The organism is Prauserella flavalba, from assembly GCF_003202235.1.
GTDB classification, from domain to species: Bacteria; Actinomycetota; Actinomycetes; order Mycobacteriales; family Pseudonocardiaceae; genus Prauserella_A; species Prauserella_A flavalba.
In genome coordinates, this window is record NZ_MASU01000002.1 from 202,707 (window position 1) to 222,608 (window position 19,902).

Genomic DNA, 19,902 nt, shown 5'->3' on the forward strand with positions numbered 1-19,902 from the left:
GTGGTCGAAGTTGCGCCGTTGAGTGGAGCCACCGACGGGCCGACGCTGGGCTAGTGGCGCGAAGGGCCAGCAAGCGCAGCCAATGCTCGCTAGAGGTTCAGTGTGACGCCGTAGGCGACTATCCAGGTCGCCCAGCCGAGCCAGCCGATCAGGCCGGTGATCGCGATCCTGTTCGTTCCGTCCACAGTGTACGGAGCGACGGTGAAGCCCAGCAGCGCGATCGCCAGAAGGCCTGGTTGAAGCCGAACAGCACGTTCGTCGCCGCCCACAGGCCAGGTACCGAGCCGCGGTGACGCGGGCCGGAGGGCACGCTCCGGCGAGGGCTGGACGTTCCTGTCGCCGTCGACATCTACGCCGCGCTCTGCAACATCGACGTCTACAGCACGCTCACGGTCGAGCGGTCGTGGTCACCCGGCCGCATCCAGGAGTGGTGGGGCGAGGCGCTCGCCCGCGAGCTGCTGAGCCAACTCGGAGAGGACAACGCCCAGAACCGATGTCGAGAAGGTGGCGCCTGCTCCGACGAGTGTGGTGGAGGCGCCGAACGTCGGCGCGGAAGGGAGCAGCATGGGCCAGCCCGTCGTGCACTTCGAGATCATCGGTACCGATCCTGGGCGGTTGCGCGAGTACTATCGGGGCCTTTTCGGGTGGGAGTTCCAGACCGGCGGGACCACCATCGAGGCCGTGTCCGAGCCCGGTAACTACGGCTTCGTCGGCGACGGGGATGCCGGCATCAACGGCGGTGTCGGCGGCGGTTCCGGATACGACCGGCGCGTGTTGTTCTACGTCGGGGTCGACGACGTCGAGTCGGCGTTGCGGGAGGCTGAACGGCTCGGCGGGACGCGCAGGATGGGGCCGGAGCGCACGCCGGGAGGGGATCTCGTGGTCGGGCAGTTCACCGACCCCGAGGGCAACTTGATCGGCGTCGCCGGGCTGGCGTGAACGGCGAGGAGCGAGCGTGAAGTATCTGATTCTGATCTACAGCAACCCCGAGAACTGGGAACATCCCGCCTACGCCAGGACTCCCGGGTTTCGCGAGCTGCCCGAGGCCGGGCAGGCCGAGCTGACCAGGCAGGCCGAGGCGTTGCACGAGGAGATCGTCGCCTCCGGGGAGCTGGTGACGGGCGTGGCGCTGGGCGCGCCAGGGGATGCTCGGACGTTCCGCGTGCGCGCGGGCGTGCCCGCGACGACCGACGGGCCTTACGCCGAGGCGAAGGAGCAGCTCGTGGGCTACTTCGTGGTCGAATGCGCCAGCCGGGAGCGGGCCGCCGAGATCGCCTCCCGGTTCCCGGACACCCGGTTCGGCGCCGTCGAGGTACGGCCGATCGCCGAGCTCGTCGAGTTCGGCACCGGCTGATCAGTCGGTCAGTTCCGCGAGCAGGGCTCGTACCCGGCGGTCGATGTCGTCGCGGATGGGGCGGATGCGTTCGGCCGGCTGGCCCGCCGGGTCGTCCAGTTGCCAGTCGAGGTAGCGCTTGCCGGGGAACACGGGGCACGCGTCGCCGCAGCCCATCGTGATGACGACGTCGGCCGCCTGTACCGCGTCGGTGGTCAGCGGCTTGGGGAACTCCTTGGACAGGTCGAGTCCGAGCTCGTTCATCACCTCGACCACGGCGGGGTTGATGGTGTCGGCGGGCGCGGAGCCCGCGGAGCGGACGGTGACCCGGCCCTTGGCGTGGTGGTCGAGCAGTGCGGCGGCCATCTGCGAGCGGCCCGCGTTGTGGACGCAGACGAACAGGACCTCGGGCAGGGTGGTCATCGGGTTGCCTCCACGGTGAAACGGCGACGAAGTGCGAGTGATACGTAGACGAGGCCGACGAGTACTGGCACCTCGATCAGCGGCCCTACGACCCCGGCCAGTGCCTGGCCGCTGGTGGCGCCGAAGGTGGCGATGGCGACGGCGATGGCGAGCTCGAAGTTGTTGCCGGCCGCGGTGAACGCCAGCGTCGTGGTGCGCTCGTAGGACAGGCCAAGGCCCTTGCCGAGAGCGTACGAGCCCGCCCACATCACGGCGAAGTAGCCGAGCAGCGGCAGTGCGATCCTGGCGACGTCCAGCGGTCGGGCGATGATCTGGTCACCCTGCAGCGCGAAGAGGATCACGATGGTGAACAGCAGCCCGTAGAGCGCGATCGGCCCGATCCTCGGCAGGAAGCGCGTCTCGTACCAGCCGCGGCCCTTCGCGCGCTCGCCGAGCCTGCGCGTGAGGAACCCGGCCACCAGCGGGACGCCGAGGAAGATCAGCACGCTCTTGGCGATCTCCCAGCCGGACACGGCGAGGTCGGTGGTCTCGAGGCCGAGCCAGCCGGGCAGCAGCGCGAGGTAGAACCAGCCGAGCACTCCGAACGCGACGACCTGGAAGACCGAGTTCACGGCCACCAGCACGGCGGCGGCCTCCCGGTCGCCGCACGCGAGGTCGTTCCAGATGATCACCATCGCGATGCAGCGGGCGAGGCCGACGATGATCAGCCCGGTGCGGTACTCCGGCAGGTCGGGCAGCAGGAGCCAGGCCAGCGCGAACATCAGGGCCGGGCCGATGATCCAGTTCAGCAGCAGCGACGACCACAGCAGGCGCCGGTCGCGGGTCACGGAGCCGAGCTCGTCGTAGCGGACCTTGGCCAGCACCGGGTACATCATCACCAGCAGTCCCACGGCGATCGGCAGCGAGATGCCGTCCACGGTCACGGCGTTCAGCGCGGTGCCGAGCCCGGGGACGAGGCGGCCTGCCACGAGTCCGGCGGCCATCGCCGCGCCGATCCACACCGGCAGGAAGCGGTCGAGTGTCGAGAGTCTGCCGACGAGGCCGGCCGGGGCGTTGTCGGTCGTGGTCACGCGGGCACCGTCTCCTCGCCGGGCACGAGCACGGCCGACAGCCGGGCCAGCACCTCGGGGTGCACGCGGTAGTAAACCCAGGTCCCGCGCCGTTCGCCGGTGACCAGCCCGGACTCTCGCAGCACCTTCAGGTGGTGGGAGATCGTCGGCGCGGTCAGGTCGAAAGCGCCGGTCAGGTCGCACACGCACGCCTCGCCGCCCGCGTGCGAGGCGATCAGTGAGAGCAACCGCAGCCGCACCGGGTCGGACATGGCCTTGAACAGGCGGGACAGCTCCACGGCCTGTCCCTCGCTCAACGGTTCGCGGGCCAACGGTGAGCAGCACGCGTCCAGGTCGGTCAGCGGCAGTTGCTTCGGCATGCGTCTATATTGACAGACCTCTAATTAGCTATCAATCTAAGTGCATGTCACGCATGCAACTCGCGCTGCGGGTGGGTGACCTGCAGGGATCGATCGAGTTCTACTCGAAGCTCTTCGACACCGCCCCGGCCAAGCTTCGGGACGGCTACGCCAACTTCGCCATCGCCGAGCCGCCGCTCAAGCTCGTGCTGCTCGAGGGAGACCCGGGCCAGGCCACGGTCATGGACCACCTCGGCGTCGAGGTCGACACGGCAGACGAGGTGGACGCCGCGGGCAAGCGGCTCACCGGTGAAGGTCTCGACACGTTGACCGAGGACGACACCACCTGCTGCTACGCCCTCCAGGACAAGGTCTGGGTGCACGGCCCCGGCCAGGAGCCCTGGGAGGTCTACACCGTCAAGGCCGACTCCCAGTCGTTCGGGCGACCGGAGGGTTGCTGCTCCTGACCGGGGAACGGGTCACGGCCTGGTCGTAAGTGTCGAAGAGACCTGAGAAGGTCATCAGCGAAGGGAAGGCTCGTGCCGTTCGTGCGGCACCTTGGGGCTGCCGGTTGCCGCCTCGACCCTTAGCCACCACTTCCGCGCCCCGCGCCTCGCGGAGCTCGACACCAGGTTCCCCGGGCTCGTGTCGGCGGTGCTGGCCTCGGCGAACTGGCCGTTCCGGGTGACAGGATGGCGGCATGTCGGTACGTGCGGAGTCTGGCCCGAGTCGTCCCTGGCGTGGTGTCGGCGCCGACGAGCGGCAGGCCCGCCGCCGGGAGCAGCTGATCGAGGCAGGCTTCACGCTCATGGGCACCGACGGCGCGGCCTCGGTGACCATGCGCGGCGTCTGCCGGGAGGCCAGGCTCACCGAGCGGTACTTCTACGAGAGTTTCCGCAACCGGGAGGAACTGCTGGTCGCCGTGCTGGAGTCGGTGGCCCGCCAGGCGAGGGCCGTGTTGGAGGCCGCACTCGCGGAGGCGCCCGAGGGCACCGCCGACCTGACGCACCGCGCGGTCGCGGCGTTCACCGGTTTCGTCACCGCCGACCCCAGGAGAGGCCGGGTGCTGTTCGTCGAGTCGCTCGCGGCTCCCGAGCTGACGAGCCGCGGCGCCGAGCTCGTCGAGGAGTTCACGACGACGATCGCGCAGGCGCTGCGCACGCCCGGGCTCGCGGGCGAGGCCGCGGACGACCGCGACGTCGAGCTCAACGCGCAGGCGGTGTTCGGGGCGCTCGCGTACCTGTTCCAGGCGTGGCTGGCCGGGCGCGTGCCCATCGACCAGGGTCGCTTCGTCGCGCACGTGGTGCAGGTGATCGAGCAGCTCGCGAAGGCCAGCTCGCTGCGCTGACGTTCACGGAAGATCGGCGACACGCAACAGGTACACCACAAACTGACATCACCTGATGTTGACATCGTGTGATGTCAGCTCTACCTTGGCCTCATGCAGGGCAACGGCGCAGCACGCGCCCGCGTCGCGATCATTGGGGCCGGGTTCGGCGGACTGGGCACCGCGATCGCGCTGAAGCGGGCCGGCATCGACGACTTCGTGGTGCTGGAGCGCGCAGACGACGTGGGCGGCACCTGGCAGGCCAACACGTACCCGGGCGCCCAGTGCGACATACCGTCCATTTTGTACTCGTTCTCGTTCGCGCCGAACCCGCGCTGGAGCAGGCTCTACCCGCTGCAGGCCGAAATCCAGGACTACCTGCGCCGGTGTGCGAGCGACTTCGGAGTGCTGCCCCACGTCCGGCTGCGGCACGACGTGCTCGACGCGGCCTGGGACGAGGACGACCGGCTGTGGCGGGTACGCACCGACCGGGGCACCTGGGAGGCACAGGTGCTCGTGGGCGCGCTTGGGCCGTTCAGCGAACCCTCCGTGCCGGGCCTGCCGGGCCTGGATCGCTTCTCCGGCACCGTTTTCCACTCGTCGCGCTGGAACCACGACCACGACCTGACGGACAGGCGGGTCGGCGTGATCGGCACGGGCGCGTCGGCGGTGCAGATCGTGCCGAGGGTGCAGCCCGCGGCCGGAACGCTGACGGTGTTCCAGCGCACGCCGACGTGGATCATGCCGCACCCGGACCGGCGCATGGACGGCTGGCCGAGACGCGTGTTCGAGCGCGTGCCTGCCGTGCAGACGCTCGCACGGACCGGGCTCGACCTCGTGCAGGAGGCGCTCGTGCCCGGTCTGGTGCACCAGCCCGCGCTGCTGAAGGGCCTCGAACTGCTCGGCCGCGCGCACCTGCGCAGGCAGGTGCGCGACCCGGAACTGAGGGCGAAGCTCACGCCGTCGTACGCCTTCGGCTGCAAGCGTCCCACGTTCTCGAACGCCTACTACCCGGCGTTGTGCAGGCCGAACGTGGAGGTGGTGACCGACGGGGTCCGCGAGGTGACGCCCGAGGGCATCGTCACCGCCGACGGCCGCACCCACCGGCTCGACACGCTCGTGTTCGGCACCGGTTTCCGGATGACCGACCACCCCGGGTTCACGCGGCTGCGCGGCAGGGACGGGCGCACGCTCGCCGAGGCGTGGAGCAAGGGACCGAGGGCCTACCTCGGCACCACCGTCGCCGGGTTCCCCAACTTCTTCCTGCTGCTGGGCCCGAACTCGGTGGTCTACACGTCGCAGGTCGTCACCATCGAGGCCCAGGTGCGCTACGTGCTGAGCTGCCTGCGCGTCATGGAACAGCGCGGTCTCGCGGCGCTGGAGGTCAGCGAGCGCGCACAGGAGGAGTTCGTACGCGAGGTGGACCACGGGCTTCGCGGCTCGGTGTGGAACACCGGCGGCTGCGCCAGCTACTACCTCGACGACAGTGGCCGCAACTTCACGTTCTTCCCCGGGTTCAACCGGCGGTTCCGGGCCCGCACCCGGCAGGTGGACCTGGCTGACTACCACGTGAGGAGCGCTTGATGTTCCGACTGTTCCGGCTTCCCCGAATCGGCCGCAGCCCGGTGGTCGACGCACGCGGGGCGCGCCGCTACACCGAGCAGGCGCACGCCATCGCCGCGCGCGACGTCCACTTCTCGTGGGAGGGCGTGCCGATGCACTACATCCCCGGCGAGCCGATGGCGACGCACATCATCAACGTGATGCATCTCGTGCTGCCCGAGGGTGAGCGGGCGATGTCGAAGGCGCTGGCCGAGGCGCTGCCGTTGATCACCGACGAGCGGCTGCGGGAGGAGGTCGTCGGCTTCATCGGCCAGGAGTCCACGCACGCGTCGTCGCACGAGGGCGCGAGGGAACATCTCGCGACGCTCGGGCTCGACGTGGAGCCCATCGCGCGCAAGATGGACTGGCTCGTCGACCGGGTGCTCGGCGAGCACGGCCTCACCGGCAGGGCCCGGCACGCGTGGCTGTGCGAGCGGCTCGGCCTGTTCGCCGCGATGGAGCACTACACCGCGGTGGTGGGCGAGTGGCTGCTGGAGGCCGACCACCTCGAACGCAAGGGCATGCACCCGACGATGCTCGACCTCGTGCGGTGGCACGGCGCGGAGGAGGTGGAGCACCGCAACGTCGCGTTCGACGCCTTCATGCACGTCGACGGCGGCTACGCGCGCCGCGTGCGGACGTCGCTGCTCGCGAGCTTCACGCTCGCGACGCTGTTCCTCACCACCGCGCGCTACCTGTACCGCACCGATCCCACGCCGGGCGCCCGGCGCTGGTGGGTGACGGAACTGCTCAGCGCCACGCGCCGGGGCGTGATCCCGAAGGCGACGATCTTCCTCACCGAGATCCCCAAGTACCTGCGCCCGAGCTTCCACCCGTCCCAGCTCGGGCCGATGGACACGGCACTGCGCTACCTCGCACGTTCGCCCGCGGTGGGCACGGCATGACCGTCAACGCGCAGCCCACCAAGGCCATGCGGCTCGCGGCCGCCGCGGGCGGGGCGTACCGCCGGGTGTTCGCCGCGAGCCGGATCGCCCCGCTGCTGTCGCGGCCACAGCCCGTGCGCCGCACCGGGTTCGACCTCGATCTGTCCATTCTCGACCGTCGTGAGGAGGCCGAGGACGTGGTGAGCCTCGTCCTCGGCGACGCGGACGGGCGCCCGCTGCCGTCGTGGGTCCCCGGCGCCCACGTGGACCTGTTCCTGCCCTCCGGGCGCCAGCGGCAGTACTCGCTGTGCGGCGACCCCGCCGACCGCCGCGCCTACCGCGTCGCGGTGCGCCGCATCCCCGGCGGGGAGGGCGGCTCGGCGGAGGTGCACGGGCTTCGCGTGGGCGATTCCGTGCGCGTGCGCGGACCCCGCAACGCGTTCTCCCTCGTCGAAGCCGGGTCCTACCTGTTCGTCGCCGGAGGCATCGGGATCACCCCGATCCTGCCGATGGTGCGCGAGGCCGACCGGCGGGGCAGGCTCTGGCGGCTCGTCTACCTCGGCAGGTCGCGCGCGAGCCTGCCGTTCCTGCGCGAGCTCGCCCACTACGACTCCGCCGCCGTGGACGTGCGCACCGACGACGTCACGGGCAGGCCCGACCTCGCCGGCATCCTGCCGCTGGCCAGGCCCGGTGCCGCGGTGTACCTGTGCGGCCCTCCGGCGCTGACCGACGGGGCGTGGCGGATGCTGCGAGACCTCGACCCGTCCGCGTCCCTGCACACCGAACGGTTCAGTCCGCTGCCCGTCGTGGGCGGCGGCCCGTTCCGGATCCGGCTCGCGCGCAGCGGGATCACCGTGGACGTCGCCGGGGACGAGACGGCGCTGGCCGCGGTCCGCCGCGCGCTGCCCGGCGTGGCCTACTCCTGCCGCCAGGGGTTCTGCGGCACGTGCAAGACCCGCGTGCTCGACGGGCGGGTGGAGCACCGCGACCGTACGCTCACCGCACGCGAGCGCCAGGACGCGATGCTGCTGTGCGTGTCGCGCGCCTCCGGCTCGCTGGTACTGGACCTCTGATGACGAGGAGAACGACCATGCCGCGCTGGTTCCCACTGACCGAGGCCGACGACGAGTTCGTGCGCACCGCCCCGGTGCGGTTCGAGCACGTCGCCGACCTGCCCGCGCCGCCGCCGGTGGTGTGGCGGGTGCTCACGGCCGACGACGCGCTGGTGTCGTGGTCGCGCCTCATCACCCGCGCGGAGTGGACGTCGCCGCCAGGGCCCGGTGCCACGCGGCTGGTGACCCTCGGCGGCGCGCTGACGCTCGACGAACGCTTCTACCGCTGGGAAGAAGCGCGGCGCATGACGTTCACGGTCGACCGGGCCACCGGCCCGGGTCTGCGCCGCTTCGCCGAGGACCTCGTACTCGACGCCGTGCCCGGCGGGACGCGGCTGCGCTGGACGTTCGCCAGTGAGCCCGTGCTCGCCGTGGCGGCGAAGCCGCTGGTGCCGCTGCTGCGGCGCGTCACCGCCGGGCTGCCTCGCGGGCTGGCCCGGCGCGTCGAGGAGGCACGATGAGCGACACTGGCGGAGCCCCGGTCATCGGTGCCGACCGGGCGCGGGTGTCCCGCAGGACACTGGAGGCGCGGTGAGCCGTCCCGTGCGAACGCTGCTCGACGTCGTCCGCGACTTCGGCGTGCCGCTGCCGGGGCCGTCGCGGGACGTGCGAGGCAAGGCGGTGCTGATCACGGGCGCCGCGAGCGGCATCGGGCTCGCGCTGGCCCGCGCGCTGCACGCGCAGGGCGCCGTGCTGGGCCTCGTGGACCGGGACGAGAGCGCGCTCGCCGCCGTGACGGCCGAACTGGGCACGCGCGCGCACTCGGTGGTGGCCGACGTCGCCGACCGGCCCGGCATGGCCGAGGCCGTCGGCGGGCTCGCCCGGCACACGGGGGGCTGGGACGTGGTGGTGGCCAACGCGGGCGTGACGCCGCCGCCCGGCACGCTGCGGCAACTGGATCCGCACGAGTTCGACCGCGTCGTGTCCGTGAACCTCACCGGAGTGTTCAACACCGTCCGGCCCGCGCTGGACGACGTGCTCGCCCGGCGTGGTTACGTCCTCGTGGTGTCGTCGGCTGCGGCGTTCACACCCGGTCCAGGCGGGTCGCCGTACATGATCAGCAAGGCGGGCGTCGAGCAGCTGGGCCGCGCGCTGCGGCTGGAGCTCGCCCCGCACGGCGCGGACGTCGGCGTGGCCTACTTCGGCTTCGTCGACACTCCGCTGGCCCGTGCCACGCTCGACGACGACCCGCTCGGCCGTGCCCTCGAAGCCCGCCTGCCCGGACCGCTGCGCAAGCGGATCACCGCGGAGCAGGCGGCCCGCGTGCTCGCCAGGGCCATCGAGCGCAGGTCGGGCCGCGTGGTCGCGCCCTCGGCGTGGCAGCCGTGGGCGCTGCTGCGCGGCGTCGTCAACGTGGTGGCCGACCGCTACCTCGCGGCCGATCCTTCGTGTCACGCGCTCGTCCGGGACCTGGAGGCACGGCACTGAGCCGGTGTCCGAACTGTTCAAGACGCCGCACCGTCCGGCTGCTGAACTGGCGGACATGAGTCCTCGACGACGACGCGACGGCACCGACCTGTTGGAGCTGGCCAACGTGGGACCCGCCCTGCCTGCTGGACACGTCCATGTCCGTTGTGGACCAGGCCAACGGCGCGCCGCCGCGCCCGTGGTGGGACTACACGGAGGAACGTAAACGCCTGCTCAGCTGACGTCGCCCTCGCCTTGGAGCTGGCGCCAGAGTGAGGCGTCGTCACGCACCGCCCAGTGCTCGACGCCTTTGCCGCCGGCCACCCGGACCAGGTGCATCTGCTTGTAGGCGAAGCGGCGTCCTGTGGGAGCGAGGCCGAAGAACTCGCCGGTGTGCCTGCCGCTGTGGGTGCAGTGGATCGCCACCGTGTCACCTTCCGCGATCACCCGGTGGATCTCCCAGCGCTGGTCGCTGAAGGCCTTGTTCAGCAGGTGCATGTAGTACGTGACGCTGCCGAGGCCGGGTGGGGTGCCTGGCGGTGCCTCGTGGTTGACGAACTCGTCGCTGACGAGCGTGGCCAGCGCGGCCTCGTCGTCGGCAGGGAAGACCTCTTCCAGGACCCGCCGTGCGATGGCTTTGACGTCGTTGCTCATGACTCCTCCCGAAGAGTTGCCCGTGGCTGTGTGTCAGTCGCGGGAGAAGCAATTTCGTGACAGTATCATTCTCGCCAATGAGTGAGAACGCAAGACCCAGGCGGCGCTACGACGCGCCGAAACGGCGCGAGCAGGCCGCGCGCACCAGGGCGCAGATCATCGAGGCCGCGCGCAGGGTCTTCCTCGAGTACGGCTACGCCCGTGCGACCATCCCCCGGATCGCGGCTGAGGCGGGCGTCGCGGTGGAAACCGTGTACCGCTCGGCGGCTGGCAAGGCCGGGTTGCTGGAGGCCGCGGTGCAGGCGGCATTGGCCGGGGGGCCCGAGCGGGCCGAGGTTCCGGTGCGGGAGCGGCCGGCGATCCGCCGAGTGATCGAGGAGCGGGAGCCTCGGCGGCAGCTCGCGCTGTACGCGCGGACGCAACCCGGCGTGTGGAGCCGCGTTGGGCCCCTGCTGCGGGTGCTCGATGCCGCGGCGCCCGGTGATCCGAAGCTGGAGGCGCTGCGGGAAGCACACGCGCGGCAACGGCTCGACGGCCTGCGTGACTTCGCGGCCCTGCTCGCCGAGCGCGGCGCCCTGCGACCCGGACTGTCCGTCGAGCGCGCGGCAGACCTCATCTGGACCATCTGCGCGCAGGCCAACTACGAGGCGCTCGTGACCAGTCGCGGGTGGACTCAGGACGAGTACCGGGACTGGCTCACCGACACGCTCGTGCACGCGCTGCTACCGCCCACCATCGAGTGAGTACACGCCGTTTACGATGCCGCGAGTGGAGCACGGGACAGGACGACAGGTCGTCGCCGCGGTGGCGGCCGTGGCGATGCTGGGACTCACCGCGTGCAGCCAGGACAGCGAGGAGACCGACTCGGCCTCGGACTGGCAGCAGGAGGACCCGTGCTCGCTGCTGACCGAAGAGGAGGCCGAGACCTACCTCGGCGAGGACGCCTCGGCCATCACTCCGAAGCGGACGGACGAGCAGGACCGGCCGCGCTGCGACTGGAAGGGAACCGGTACGGGCGAGGTGACGCTCATGCTGTGGGAGCCGCCGATGCCCGACGTGATCACCGACGCCAGCGACACCGTCAAGGTCGGTGACACCATCGGTTACATCACCTCGGAGACCGCCTCCAGTTGCCACCTCGACGTCGCGGCCCACCCGGCGTTCGTGCAGTTGCAGGCCCGCGGTTCCGGCGGCCTGACGAGCGACGAGAGCTACTGCGACGCGGTGGCGAGGACGGCGGACGGTGTGCTGGCACGGCTGGGCTGGTGACTACGATGCCGCAGGTGACCACCTACGACGAGTTCGACGCGTTCGGCGATCTGGACGCCTCGGCACTTCCCCACCGGCAGCAGCGAATCCTGGTCGCCATCCGGGACTGGGTGGTCAGGTACGGGTACTCGCCGAGCACGCGCGAGATCGGTGACGCGGTCGGCCTGCGCTCCACGTCCTCGGTGTCGAGGCACCTGGCGAGCCTTGAGGAAAAGGGCTTCCTGCGGCGCAGCAGCTCCGTGTCCCGGCCGATCGACGTGCGCGCGTTCCTGCGCGAGCCGTCCGGCAGTCAGTCCACAGAGGACTCGGTGCCGGTTCCCGTGGTCGGTGACATCGCGGCGGGTACGCCCATCTCCGCGGTGGAGCACGTCGACGACACGCTGACGCTGCCCCGCGAGCTGATCGGGCGCGGCAACGTGTTCGGCCTGCGCGTGCGCGGTGACTCGATGATCGACGCCGCGATCTGCGACGGCGACATCGTGGTGGTGAAGCAGCAGTCGGAAGCCCATTCGGGGCAGATCGTCGCCGCGATGATCGACGGCGAGGCCACGGTGAAGGTGTTCCGCCGCAGGGGCGGCCACGTCTACCTCGAACCGCGCAACCCCGCCTACGAGGTGATCGACGGCGACGAGGCCGTGGTGCTCGGCGTCGTGGTCTCGGTGCTGCGCAGCGTCTGACGCGGCGAGCCGATGCGGTGCAGCGTGCCCTCCGGGTCCACGTAGGCGAACTCGCGCAGTCCGTACGGTGTGTCCTGTGGAGTGGTGAAGCGGCCCTCGACACCGGAGGCCGACCATTCGGTGTGCACCGCGTCGGCGTCCGAGACGTAGACGTACACCGCGGCGCCGGTGCGCTTCGGGTCGTGCTCGGCCCATTCGGTCAGGTGCAGCCAGACCTCGCCGCGGTTCGCGAAGGCGTAGTCCGCGCCCGCATCTGCTCGCTCGACCGTGAACCCGAGCCGCCGGTAGCGCTCCAGCGCCGCCGCCAGATCCCGCACCGGGACGACCGGCGTGATGTCCTCGAACCGCACCTCGTCTGCCATGCCGACACGGTACGCGCGTCAGCCGCCGACCTCGAACGAGCGCAGCCACAGCTCCAAAGTCAGCACCAGCCACAGTTTCCCGCCGTGCCTCGGCAGCAGCGTGCCCTCCCTGCGCAGCCAGGACCGCAGAGTGTCGGGGCGGACCAGGCCGCGCTGCCGGGTCGTGCGGCTCAGCAGCAGGTCGTTGCCGAGTTCCCGCAGCGGACCCGCCAGCCATTGCTGCACGGGCACCCGCATGCCGCTCTTCGGACGGTCCACCACCGTCGCGGGAAGCAGGTCCCTGACCGCTTCCTTGAGGACCCATTTCTCCGTGGTGCCCGCCAGTTTCCAGCGCGGGGGCACCCGGAACGCCTGGTCGATCACGGGGCGCGCGAACAGTGGTGACCTGCCCTCCAGCCCGCTCGCCGCGGTGATCCGCTCCACCTTGCTCAGGATGTGGTGTGCGCCCTTCGTGCGCAGGTTCGCGTGCAGCAGCTGGTTGAGCAGGCTGTGCATCCGGCCCTGCCGCAGGTAGGGCGCGACCAGTTCGGCCGGGTGCGGCGCGTCGCCCAGCTCCGCGAGCACGTCGCCGGTGAGCAGGGCGGGGAGGTCGGCGTAGCACTTGCGGTAGGAGTCCAGGTACGCCAACGCTCTCGCGCGAGGATCGGGATCGTCGCGATGCAGCTCGGAGATCAGCATCGGCAGGTTCTTGGGCCCGCCGAACACCGGGTCGCCGCCCTCGCCGTTGAGCACCACGCTCATCCCGTCGCCCGCGACGGCCTCGGCGAGCAACCGGTTCGGCACGGTCAGCGGGTCGCCGACGGGGCAGTCCAGCAGCGCGACCGTGTCCGGCAGCCGCGCGGCGACGGTCTCGCCCGCGACGGTCAGCACACGGTGTTCGGTGTGGCAGTGCGCGGCTACGAGCCCCGAGTAGCCGAGCTCGTTGGGCAGCTCGTCGCCGAAGCTGATCGAGTAGGTGCGCACGGGGTTGTCGTGCAGCTTCGTGGCGAGCGCCGTGACGAGGCTGCTGTCGACGCCGCCGGAGAGCAGCACGGCGGCGGCCTCGCCGCTGGGCAGCCGCCGCGCGGTGGCCTCCTCCAGCAGTGCGCGGAGCGCGTGCGCGTGCTCGGCGGCCGGGCGCGCGTCGGTCAGCTCCTGCGGCTCCCAGAACACCTCCTCCGCGGTGGTGGTGTCCGCGCGCAGCCGCAGGCACCGGCCCGGCAGCACCTCGTGGACGCCGCGCAGCAGCGTCTCGGCGCCGGGCAGGTAGGCGAACGTGAGGAAGGACCTGACCGCGGAGAGGTTCAGCCCGGTGTCCAGCGCGGGCCAGCGGTGTATCGCCCGCAGCGACGTCGACGCGAGCCAGCTTCGGCCGGACCGCGCGTAGAACGCCGTGCGTGCTCCGGTGTGGTCGCGCACCAGCACCAGCTCGGGACCGTCCGCGATGGCCAGCGCGAACATGCCGTCGGTGGCGGCGAGCCCGGCGAGCCCGAAGCGGGCGTAGCTGTGCAGCAGCAGCTCAGTGTCGGAACACCCGGGCGGCGGCGCGTCGGTGCCGAGCCGCGAGCGCAGCTCGTGGGCGTTGAACAACGTCACCTCGCCGACCGCCGTCAACCCGGCCGCCCGGCACGGCGCGGTGGCGGCGCCCGGCCCGTCGAGCAGGCCGAACGCGTGCCTGCCCGCCGTCAGCACATCCCGTCCGCCGACCGCGACGAGGTCACCGTCCGCCGAGGACGCACACCAGCGCGTCATGCCGCGGCCTCAGCCGAAATCGCCGCCGTCATCCAAACCGCCCTCGCCGTCGGACCAGTCGTCGTCGTACGTGTCGTCGCCCTCACCGGTGCTCCCGGCGTCCCCGCCGCCGCCCGTGCTCTGCGCCTGCTGCCGCAGCTCCTCTTCCTCCGCCTCGGTCATCGACATCGGCGGCAGCACCAGCCCGGCGACGAGCGCGCCGCCCGCCACCCCGGCGAGCACGGCGCCGACGCGCCCGCCGAAGGACGAGCGGTTCACCGTGAGCACCCCGTCGCCCCACAGGGTTCGCCCGTAGCCCGCCTCCCGGCCGTAGAGCACACGCCCGTCGTGGAATGTCCGCTTGACGATCCTGCGGCCCAGCGGCTCGTCGGTGCCGGTCACGCCGTGGCTGTCGCGCCACGACACCACCCCGCCCTCGCCGCGCGTGCGCCATTCGGCGCGCCCGTCGGAGTAGCGCCGGTGCACCGTTCCGTCGGCGAGCAGCTCGTCGGTGTAGGTGTTCTCCCGTCTCGGCCGCACGGTTGCCTCCCTCATGCGCTCGGCCAACTCAGAAAGCCCGTTTCCCTGGCCCCGCGCAGATCCGGAATCCGCGCGCGGGTGGGCCGGACGTCGCGAACCAGCCGGTGCACCGTGCGCAGCAGCGACGCCGGGCGGACCGCGGCGACCTCCGTGAACCGCCCGCGGGCGAGCCAGTCCCGTTCCCACGGGCTCACCCCGGACGGCGGCGGGACCGCGGGGCCGCGCCCGTGCGTGAGGTGCAGCGCACCCGCGTGCCGGGGCCGCAGGCCGATGCCGGCCACGCGCACGTCCTCCGGTACCGCGGCCAGCCGCCGCAGCCTGGCGGGGAGCGCCAGGCCGGGCACGCTCGCGTCGTGCAGCGCGTAGACGGTGGGCCGCTCGGCCCTGCCGAGCATCCCCACCACCCCGTCGGCCAGCGGCAGCTCGGCCGCACCGAACACCGGGCACGCCGATTCCATTGGGACCCCGTTGGCGCGCAACATGTTCGCGATCGCGTCCGATTCGCACACCAGCAGCCGGGGCAGGCCGTAGTCGAACAGGTCCGGTTCCCGCGTGTGGCGGCCCACCTGGCGACGTGCGGGCTCCACCGGGGGCAGCAGGCCGGGCAGCGGTCCGAGCCGCTTCAGCGCGGCGCGGAATCGCGGATAGGGCACCGCGGGGGCGACGGTGAACGCCCACCGGCGGGGCACCCGGTGCGCGGGCCGCAGTACCCGGCAGAGCTCGTAGTACAGCTGACGTTCGGTGAAGCGCAGTCCGCCCGGCTCGGCGACGCGCTCGGCGGCGACGCGCAGGGCGCGATCCAGGACGTTCATGCGCCGGGCCAGGTGAGGAAGCCGACCCGCCGGGCGGCCCGCCGGTCGGCGTCGGGTTCGCCGTGTGCCCTGGCGATCGCGCGGTCGAGCACCTTGAGCAGCCTGGGCGGGCGCACCGCGGCCAGCGGCGACCACCAGCCCGCGCCGAGCCAGCCGGCCTCCTCCTCGGTCAGGGCGGGATCGAGTGCGCGCAGCCCCCGCACCTCGGCCTCCGGCAGCGGCCGCTCGCGCAGCTTGATGGCCTTCTCCTCAGCCAGCACGGCCTTCGGGCGCAGCCCTGGCGCCACCACCCGGGAGCCGAACGCGGCCCGCGCGTCGGCGGCAAGGCGGATGCCATCGGGGCTCGCGTCGTGCAGCACGACGACGGGAACATCCGGCGGAACCCGGTCGAGGGAACCGACGAGCGCGGCCGAGTGGGCAGCGGCGACGCCGTTCGCCGCGAGGCACGCGAGCACGGTGGGATCGGGGCACACCACGGCGACCCGCGGCTCGGTCACGACCGGAACGGTGACCTTCGAATCGTCCACCATGCCCGGCGGCAGGTTGCCGTCGTAGGTGGCTTCCCAGCGCAGCAGCCGGGCGCGGAAATCGCCGAGCTTCTCGGGCATCCGGATCTTCGCCCTGCGCTCGTACCACGGCCAGGCGACGAAGAAGAGCAGCAGCAGAACGACCACCAGCACACCCACCGCGGTCAGCGCGGTTCCCCAGCTGAGGTCAGTCGAGATGGCCGCGACCACCGCGATGATGCCCGCGATGAAGACGAAGCAGCCGATGCCGAAGATCTTGTCGAACGGATCGGGCAGGCGGCCGCGCGCGGCGGCGTACCAGAGTTGGGGCAAAGTGTAGTGAATTCTGCCGTCATCGGTCAGCTTGTCCGCGAGCCGGCGCACCCGCAGATCGTGGACCCGGATGCCGCCTTCCTTTGGCTCCAGGGCGAAAAGCCGAGAGCAGTACTTGCAGCGGTAGTCGGAGCGTTCGCTGCGCTTGAGGTCTCGATGGCAGTGGGGGCAGATCATCGCGAGCCGCCACTCTCGCCTGTGCGCCTCGTCAAAACCACTGTTCCGCCCCCATCGACCTGAGGTAGATCATAAAGGAGCGCGGCCGGAAAACAAGCAATCGCAACAAAAGCCCGGCCGCCGACCGGGAGGTGCCCATCATGTCCGACCCACGACTGAAGCGCGACGCGGACGCGGAGAACGAGGTCCACGACGTCGCGTCCTTCGTGGATCCGGCGCGGAACGTGGTGACCCCGGTACTGCGGTTGCCGGAGGCCGCGGCGCTCGCCGTGGTCACCGCATTCGCCGAGATCGTGGGCGCGGCGAAACGCAGCCGCACCGCGACGACGGAGGACCGGGACGGGATCGTGCGTTCGCAGGTCTTCGAGGAGGGCGACGTCTACCTTCTGGACACGCCGTTCGACGACTTCTTCGCCGACCGTTACGTGATGGACTTCTACAACGTCAGGGAGCGGGGCGTGTGTTCGCGCATGCACCTGCACACCGGGCTGCGGTTCGTGCGCATGATGACCGGGCCGGAGACCCGAATCAGGGTGAGCAGCCTGTCGCCGTTCGAGGTGACGAACGTTCCCGGCGTGACTCCCTTCGTGCCGCGGGAGTTCGAGGACGAACTGCCGGACGCGCCGGAAGGGGTGCGGCGAACTCGTTACAACCTCGTTGTTCCGCCGTGTTCGTTCGTGGACATGCAGATTCCGCGAGGGGTGAGTCACCAGTTCAACGCGATCGGCGAGCACGCGGTGATCGATTCCGTGCACCCCGAGGAATCCATCGAAACGTTCCGGGAGAAGATGTCGGGCTATCGGATGATGGCGCAGACTGTTTTCCTCGCAGAGGAACTTCCCTCGTCGGAGGCGTGCGAAAACCTTCCGACCTGACCTCGGGAAAGCTCGTCAATTTCCCACCATGACGTCGGCACGCGATTCGGCGCGTTACCGTTTTCGGGCATGATCTTTCTCATTCTGAGCGCGTTACCCTTTCGGGTGATTTGTCGGGCAGGATCTTGCGGTACCTGAACGGCCCTTTTCGATTTCCTGCTGGGGAGCACTCTTGAGAAGGCCCTTGCGCGGTATCGCTGGTGCCGCGCTGTCGACAACGCTGATCCTGACCGTGTTCGTGGGTCCCGCGCTCGCTCAGGACGAGGAGGCGGGCACGTCCACCGACGTCGCCGTCACCACCACCACCGCGCCGCCCGAGACCACCACGTCGGAGTCCGCGCCGGAGACCTCCACCTCGGAGTCCGCGCCCGAGACGACGACCTCCGAGAGCGATTCGGCCACCACCACGACCTCGGCCGAGCCGACGGCGACGGAGACCTCGGAGTCCGAGGAGACGTCCACCACCACGACGTCGTCGGAGCCCACCGGTCCCGAGGAACCGCCCTATGTGGACGACTCCGGTTACGGCATCGACCTCGACCCCGAGCAGGGGCTGGGACTGCTGCTGATCGCGTGCGCCGCGGGCGAGCCGACCGGCGTGACCTCGCCGGACTTCGAGATCCTCGACGGCCCGTGGCAGGACGAGACCGACGGCCGCTACTGGGCGTACCTCGTGCAGTTGCAGCCGGGTCTGACCTTCGCCGGCGGCAACGTGGTGGCCGACTGGGTCTGCGGCGGGGAGCCCGGCGGCGGGTCCGGCAGCGGCGGTGGCGGCAGCACGCCGGTCGCCCCGGTGCCCGGCTCGGAGGACGCGGGCGACTGGCAGCGCGAGAACGGTGGCGACGCGCAGGTCGGCTTCGCGCCCAAGGGCGGCGTCGAGACCGGCGCCGGTGGCATCGCGCGGGGCTGAGCGTCGATGCGTTCGCTGTTCCGGGGCGGCCGCGTGCTCGCGGCCGCCCTGCTCGCCTCACTCGCACTCGCCGGCTGTGGTTCGTCACCCGCGCCGGAGTCGTCGCCCCCGCCGACCACGTCGGTGCCGGTGACGAAGCCCTACGACAAGCTCCGGCCGACGCAGGTGACGATCCCGAAGATCGGCGCCGACTCGTCGCTGATCTCGGTGGCCGTGACCAAGGAGGGCGCGCTGGCCGTGCCGTCGGTGAAGGAACCGATGCAGGCCGCGTGGTACCGCCTCTCGCCCGTGCCGGGCGAGATCGGGCCTGCGATCGTGCTCGGGCACGTCGACGGCAACAGGCAGGCCGGCATCTTCGCGCGGCTGCACGAGCTGGTGCCCGGCGACGAGATCAAGGTGCGCCGCAGTGACGGCCAGGAGCTGACCTTCGCCGTCGAGCGCTCGATCCAGGTGCCGAAGGACGAGTTCCCGACCGAGGCGGTGTACGGCAACACCGACAAGGCGCAGCTGCGCCTGATCACGTGTGGTGGCGTCTTCGACGGCGAGGAACACAGCTACGAGGACAACGTCATCGTCTACGCCAATCTCGTCTGATCCACTCCGGCGCCGGAACGTCCTCAGCCCGACTGGGTCGCTCCGGCGCCGGTGAGCGGCAGCACCGGGTACGCCACCTTCACCCCCGCCTCGTCCATTCCGGACTTGAGGTGCTCGCGCAGTGCCCTGCCCAGCGACCACTGCTCGCCGGGCTGGGTGGTCACGAGCACCCGGATCGTCACCGCGCCGTTGCCGATGCCGACGACCCCGTTGATGTCGGGGCGCTCCAGGATCTTCGGCGAGTACTCCGGGTGCTCGGCGAACTCGTCGATGCTGCGCTGGATGACGTCCTTCGCGTGGTCGAGATCCACCGTGTAGTCCAGCGGCAGCTCCACCACGGCGTTGGCCCAGTCCTGGTTCATGTTGCAGACGCGCATGATCTCGCCGTTGCGCACGTGCCACAGCCCGCCGTTGAGGTCGCGGATCTTGGTGATGCGCAGGGTCACCGCCTCGACGGTGCCCACGGCGTCACCGGCGTCGATCACGTCGCCGACGCCGTACTGGTCCTCCATCATCATGAACAGGCCGGACAGGAAGTCCTGCACCAGGCTCTGCGCGCCGAAACCGATCGCGAGGCCGACGACGCCCGCGCTGGCGATGATCGGCCCGATGTTGATGCCCACCTGGCCGAGGATGGTCACGAACGTGATCCCGAAGATCACGAACGTCGCGACGCTCTTGAGCACCGAGGCGATCGTCTCCGCGCGCTGCTTCTGCCGTTCCCTGCGCGCGTGATCGGCGGCCTTGACGATCCGCGTCGCCATCTTGGTGCGGTGCAGGCGTTCCCGTGAGCTGACCATCCGCCTGGCCAGCTGGTCGATCACCCTGCCGACGACCGCGCGCAGGATCACGGCCACCACGATCACGATCGCGATGTTGATCGCGCCGGAGATCAGTGCGCTCGAGTTCTCGCTGAGCCAGTTCGCCACCATGCTCCCTTCCACGTCGACACAGGCCTGTCGGCGCGGCTACCCGGGAGTCGGCGAC

Annotated in this window: 26 protein-coding genes and 1 pseudogene; 16 read left to right on the forward strand and 11 right to left on the reverse strand. The window is 70.9% G+C overall.

Annotated elements, in window-relative coordinates; all coding sequences use genetic code 11:
- Positions 1-89: 89 nt before the first annotated feature.
- Entirely contained in the window at positions 90-269 is a 180-nt protein-coding gene (locus BA062_RS03250) for a hypothetical protein (RefSeq protein WP_110334521.1), read from the reverse strand.
- 295 nt (positions 270-564) lie between these two features.
- Here BA062_RS03250 and BA062_RS03260 point away from each other — a divergent pair, with 295 nt between their 5' ends.
- Positions 565-939 (forward strand): VOC family protein, encoded by a 375-nt coding sequence (locus BA062_RS03260; protein ID WP_110334998.1) that lies wholly within the window; start codon positions 565-567, stop codon positions 937-939.
- 16 nt (positions 940-955) lie between these two features.
- On the forward strand, positions 956-1,354 hold the full coding sequence (locus tag BA062_RS03265; protein WP_110334522.1) for a YciI family protein: 399 nt from the start codon (positions 956-958) through the stop codon (positions 1,352-1,354).
- Here BA062_RS03265 and BA062_RS03270 read toward each other — a convergent pair whose 3' ends face one another.
- Genes BA062_RS03270 through BA062_RS03280 form a run of 3 tightly spaced genes read right to left on the reverse strand, consistent with a single transcriptional unit; the run spans position 1,355 to position 3,185 of the window.
- Complete coding sequence (locus BA062_RS03270) at positions 1,355-1,756, reverse strand: arsenate reductase ArsC (protein WP_110334523.1); 402 nt, start codon at positions 1,754-1,756, stop codon at positions 1,355-1,357.
- Entirely contained in the window at positions 1,753-2,826 is a 1,074-nt protein-coding gene (gene arsB, locus BA062_RS03275) for an ACR3 family arsenite efflux transporter (protein ID WP_110334524.1), read from the reverse strand. Before arsB ends, BA062_RS03270 begins: the two co-directional genes overlap by 4 nt.
- On the reverse strand, positions 2,823-3,185 hold the full coding sequence (locus BA062_RS03280; protein WP_110334525.1) for an ArsR/SmtB family transcription factor: 363 nt from the start codon (positions 3,183-3,185) through the stop codon (positions 2,823-2,825). Before BA062_RS03280 ends, arsB begins: the two co-directional genes overlap by 4 nt.
- A 44-nt stretch (positions 3,186-3,229) precedes the next feature.
- On the opposite strand from BA062_RS03280, the gene BA062_RS03285 reads away from it, so the two are divergent.
- From BA062_RS03285 to BA062_RS41275, 8 genes and pseudogenes are all read left to right on the forward strand, one after another.
- The gene (locus tag BA062_RS03285) at positions 3,230-3,631 is read left to right on the forward strand and encodes an ArsI/CadI family heavy metal resistance metalloenzyme (RefSeq protein WP_110334526.1); all 402 of its coding nucleotides are present in this window, start codon (positions 3,230-3,232) and stop codon (positions 3,629-3,631) included.
- Positions 3,632-3,864: 233 nt separating this feature from the next.
- A complete protein-coding gene (locus tag BA062_RS03295; RefSeq protein WP_110334527.1) occupies positions 3,865-4,512 on the forward strand; it encodes a TetR/AcrR family transcriptional regulator in 648 nt (215 codons plus the stop codon).
- 93 nt (positions 4,513-4,605) lie between these two features.
- Positions 4,606-6,075 carry a flavin-containing monooxygenase gene (locus BA062_RS03300; RefSeq protein WP_110334528.1) on the forward strand — a complete coding sequence of 490 codons (1,470 nt, stop codon included), beginning with the start codon at positions 4,606-4,608 and terminating at the stop codon, positions 6,073-6,075.
- Entirely contained in the window at positions 6,075-6,998 is a 924-nt protein-coding gene (locus tag BA062_RS03305) for a metal-dependent hydrolase (RefSeq protein WP_210406747.1), read from the forward strand. Before BA062_RS03300 ends, BA062_RS03305 begins: the two co-directional genes overlap by 1 nt.
- Complete coding sequence (locus BA062_RS03310; protein ID WP_168213871.1) at positions 6,995-8,050, forward strand: PDR/VanB family oxidoreductase; 1,056 nt, start codon at positions 6,995-6,997, stop codon at positions 8,048-8,050. Before BA062_RS03305 ends, BA062_RS03310 begins: the two co-directional genes overlap by 4 nt.
- Before the next feature lie 17 nt (positions 8,051-8,067).
- Positions 8,068-8,550: an SRPBCC family protein gene (locus BA062_RS03315; RefSeq protein WP_110334529.1), complete on the forward strand. Its 483-nt coding sequence runs from the start codon at positions 8,068-8,070 to the stop codon at positions 8,548-8,550.
- A gap of 70 nt (positions 8,551-8,620) precedes the next feature.
- Positions 8,621-9,517, forward strand: a complete 897-nt coding sequence (locus BA062_RS03320) for an SDR family oxidoreductase (protein ID WP_110334530.1) — start codon at positions 8,621-8,623, stop codon at positions 9,515-9,517.
- Positions 9,518-9,633: 116 nt separating this feature from the next.
- Positions 9,634-9,738, forward strand: a pseudogene (locus tag BA062_RS41275) (helix-hairpin-helix domain-containing protein); the annotation flags it as partial.
- On the opposite strand, the gene BA062_RS03330 reads toward BA062_RS41275, so the two are convergent.
- Positions 9,731-10,150 (reverse strand): ester cyclase, encoded by a 420-nt coding sequence (locus BA062_RS03330; RefSeq protein WP_110334532.1) that lies wholly within the window; start codon positions 10,148-10,150, stop codon positions 9,731-9,733. The pseudogene BA062_RS41275 and the gene BA062_RS03330 sit on opposite strands and share 8 nt — an antisense overlap.
- A 77-nt stretch (positions 10,151-10,227) precedes the next feature.
- On the opposite strand from BA062_RS03330, the gene BA062_RS03335 reads away from it, so the two are divergent.
- From BA062_RS03335 to lexA, 3 genes are read left to right on the forward strand one after another with little or no spacing between them, the layout of a single operon-like run.
- Complete coding sequence (locus BA062_RS03335; protein WP_110334533.1) at positions 10,228-10,893, forward strand: TetR/AcrR family transcriptional regulator; 666 nt, start codon at positions 10,228-10,230, stop codon at positions 10,891-10,893.
- A gap of 25 nt (positions 10,894-10,918) precedes the next feature.
- The gene (locus BA062_RS03340) at positions 10,919-11,419 is read left to right on the forward strand and encodes a hypothetical protein (protein ID WP_146239993.1); all 501 of its coding nucleotides are present in this window, start codon (positions 10,919-10,921) and stop codon (positions 11,417-11,419) included.
- Positions 11,420-11,433: 14 nt separating this feature from the next.
- Complete coding sequence (lexA, locus tag BA062_RS03345) at positions 11,434-12,096, forward strand: transcriptional repressor LexA (protein ID WP_110335001.1); 663 nt, start codon at positions 11,434-11,436, stop codon at positions 12,094-12,096.
- Here lexA and BA062_RS03350 read toward each other — a convergent pair.
- The 5 genes from BA062_RS03350 to BA062_RS03370 are packed head-to-tail and all read right to left on the reverse strand — an operon-like array spanning position 12,027 to position 16,410.
- A complete protein-coding gene (locus tag BA062_RS03350) occupies positions 12,027-12,458 on the reverse strand; it encodes a bleomycin resistance protein (RefSeq protein WP_210406748.1) in 432 nt (143 codons plus the stop codon). The two genes, lexA and BA062_RS03350, sit on opposite strands and share 70 nt — an antisense overlap.
- An 18-nt stretch (positions 12,459-12,476) precedes the next feature.
- Entirely contained in the window at positions 12,477-14,189 is a 1,713-nt protein-coding gene (locus BA062_RS03355; RefSeq protein ID WP_110334535.1) for an asparagine synthetase B family protein, read from the reverse strand.
- Between the two features lie 9 nt (positions 14,190-14,198).
- The gene (locus tag BA062_RS03360) at positions 14,199-14,708 is read right to left on the reverse strand and encodes a hypothetical protein (RefSeq protein ID WP_210406749.1); all 510 of its coding nucleotides are present in this window, start codon (positions 14,706-14,708) and stop codon (positions 14,199-14,201) included.
- An 11-nt stretch (positions 14,709-14,719) separates the two neighbouring features.
- Positions 14,720-15,520, reverse strand: a complete 801-nt coding sequence (locus tag BA062_RS03365; RefSeq protein WP_110334536.1) for a hypothetical protein — start codon at positions 15,518-15,520, stop codon at positions 14,720-14,722.
- Positions 15,517-16,410, reverse strand: coding sequence for a hypothetical protein (locus tag BA062_RS03370; protein WP_110334537.1), 894 nt, complete (start codon positions 16,408-16,410; stop codon positions 15,517-15,519). The genes BA062_RS03365 and BA062_RS03370 overlap by 4 nt, the downstream gene beginning before the upstream one ends.
- A gap of 266 nt (positions 16,411-16,676) precedes the next feature.
- Between BA062_RS03370 and BA062_RS03375 the strand changes: the two genes are divergently transcribed.
- The 3 genes from BA062_RS03375 to BA062_RS03390 all read left to right on the forward strand — a co-directional run bounded on the left by BA062_RS03375 (position 16,677) and on the right by BA062_RS03390 (position 18,915).
- Positions 16,677-17,411: a hypothetical protein gene (locus tag BA062_RS03375; protein ID WP_110334538.1), complete on the forward strand. Its 735-nt coding sequence runs from the start codon at positions 16,677-16,679 to the stop codon at positions 17,409-17,411.
- A gap of 172 nt (positions 17,412-17,583) precedes the next feature.
- Positions 17,584-18,321 (forward strand): hypothetical protein, encoded by a 738-nt coding sequence (locus tag BA062_RS39480; protein ID WP_146239994.1) that lies wholly within the window; start codon positions 17,584-17,586, stop codon positions 18,319-18,321.
- Between the two features lie 6 nt (positions 18,322-18,327).
- Complete coding sequence (locus tag BA062_RS03390; protein WP_110334541.1) at positions 18,328-18,915, forward strand: class F sortase; 588 nt, start codon at positions 18,328-18,330, stop codon at positions 18,913-18,915.
- 23 nt (positions 18,916-18,938) lie between these two features.
- On the opposite strand, the gene BA062_RS03395 is transcribed toward BA062_RS03390, so the two are convergent.
- Entirely contained in the window at positions 18,939-19,847 is a 909-nt protein-coding gene (locus BA062_RS03395) for a mechanosensitive ion channel family protein (protein WP_110334542.1), read from the reverse strand.
- Positions 19,848-19,902: the final 55 nt, after the last annotated feature.

What these genes read in the sequence shown, in the direction of transcription:
- BA062_RS03260 (WP_110334998.1), top strand. Translation starts at nt 565, where the DNA reads ATGGGCCAGCCCGTCGTGCACTTCGAGATCATCGGTACCGATCCTGGG.
- BA062_RS03270 (WP_110334523.1), bottom strand. Translation starts at nt 1,756, where the DNA reads ATGACCACCCTGCCCGAGGTCCTGTTCGTCTGCGTCCACAACGCGGGC.
- BA062_RS03280 (WP_110334525.1), bottom strand. Translation starts at nt 3,185, where the DNA reads ATGCCGAAGCAACTGCCGCTGACCGACCTGGACGCGTGCTGCTCACCG.
- BA062_RS03285 (WP_110334526.1), top strand. Translation starts at nt 3,230, where the DNA reads ATGTCACGCATGCAACTCGCGCTGCGGGTGGGTGACCTGCAGGGATCG.
- BA062_RS03295 (WP_110334527.1), top strand. Translation starts at nt 3,865, where the DNA reads ATGTCGGTACGTGCGGAGTCTGGCCCGAGTCGTCCCTGGCGTGGTGTC.
- BA062_RS03300 (WP_110334528.1), top strand. Translation starts at nt 4,606, where the DNA reads ATGCAGGGCAACGGCGCAGCACGCGCCCGCGTCGCGATCATTGGGGCC.
- BA062_RS03305 (WP_210406747.1), top strand. Translation starts at nt 6,075, where the DNA reads ATGTTCCGACTGTTCCGGCTTCCCCGAATCGGCCGCAGCCCGGTGGTC.
- BA062_RS03310 (WP_168213871.1), top strand. Translation starts at nt 6,995, where the DNA reads ATGACCGTCAACGCGCAGCCCACCAAGGCCATGCGGCTCGCGGCCGCC.
- BA062_RS03315 (WP_110334529.1), top strand. Translation starts at nt 8,068, where the DNA reads ATGCCGCGCTGGTTCCCACTGACCGAGGCCGACGACGAGTTCGTGCGC.
- BA062_RS03330 (WP_110334532.1), bottom strand. Translation starts at nt 10,150, where the DNA reads ATGAGCAACGACGTCAAAGCCATCGCACGGCGGGTCCTGGAAGAGGTC.
- BA062_RS03335 (WP_110334533.1), top strand. Translation starts at nt 10,228, where the DNA reads ATGAGTGAGAACGCAAGACCCAGGCGGCGCTACGACGCGCCGAAACGG.
- BA062_RS03350 (WP_210406748.1), bottom strand. Translation starts at nt 12,458, where the DNA reads ATGGCAGACGAGGTGCGGTTCGAGGACATCACGCCGGTCGTCCCGGTG.
- BA062_RS03355 (WP_110334535.1), bottom strand. Translation starts at nt 14,189, where the DNA reads ATGACGCGCTGGTGTGCGTCCTCGGCGGACGGTGACCTCGTCGCGGTC.
- BA062_RS03365 (WP_110334536.1), bottom strand. Translation starts at nt 15,520, where the DNA reads ATGAACGTCCTGGATCGCGCCCTGCGCGTCGCCGCCGAGCGCGTCGCC.
- BA062_RS03375 (WP_110334538.1), top strand. Translation starts at nt 16,677, where the DNA reads ATGTCCGACCCACGACTGAAGCGCGACGCGGACGCGGAGAACGAGGTC.
- BA062_RS03390 (WP_110334541.1), top strand. Translation starts at nt 18,328, where the DNA reads ATGCGTTCGCTGTTCCGGGGCGGCCGCGTGCTCGCGGCCGCCCTGCTC.
- BA062_RS03395 (WP_110334542.1), bottom strand. Translation starts at nt 19,847, where the DNA reads ATGGTGGCGAACTGGCTCAGCGAGAACTCGAGCGCACTGATCTCCGGC.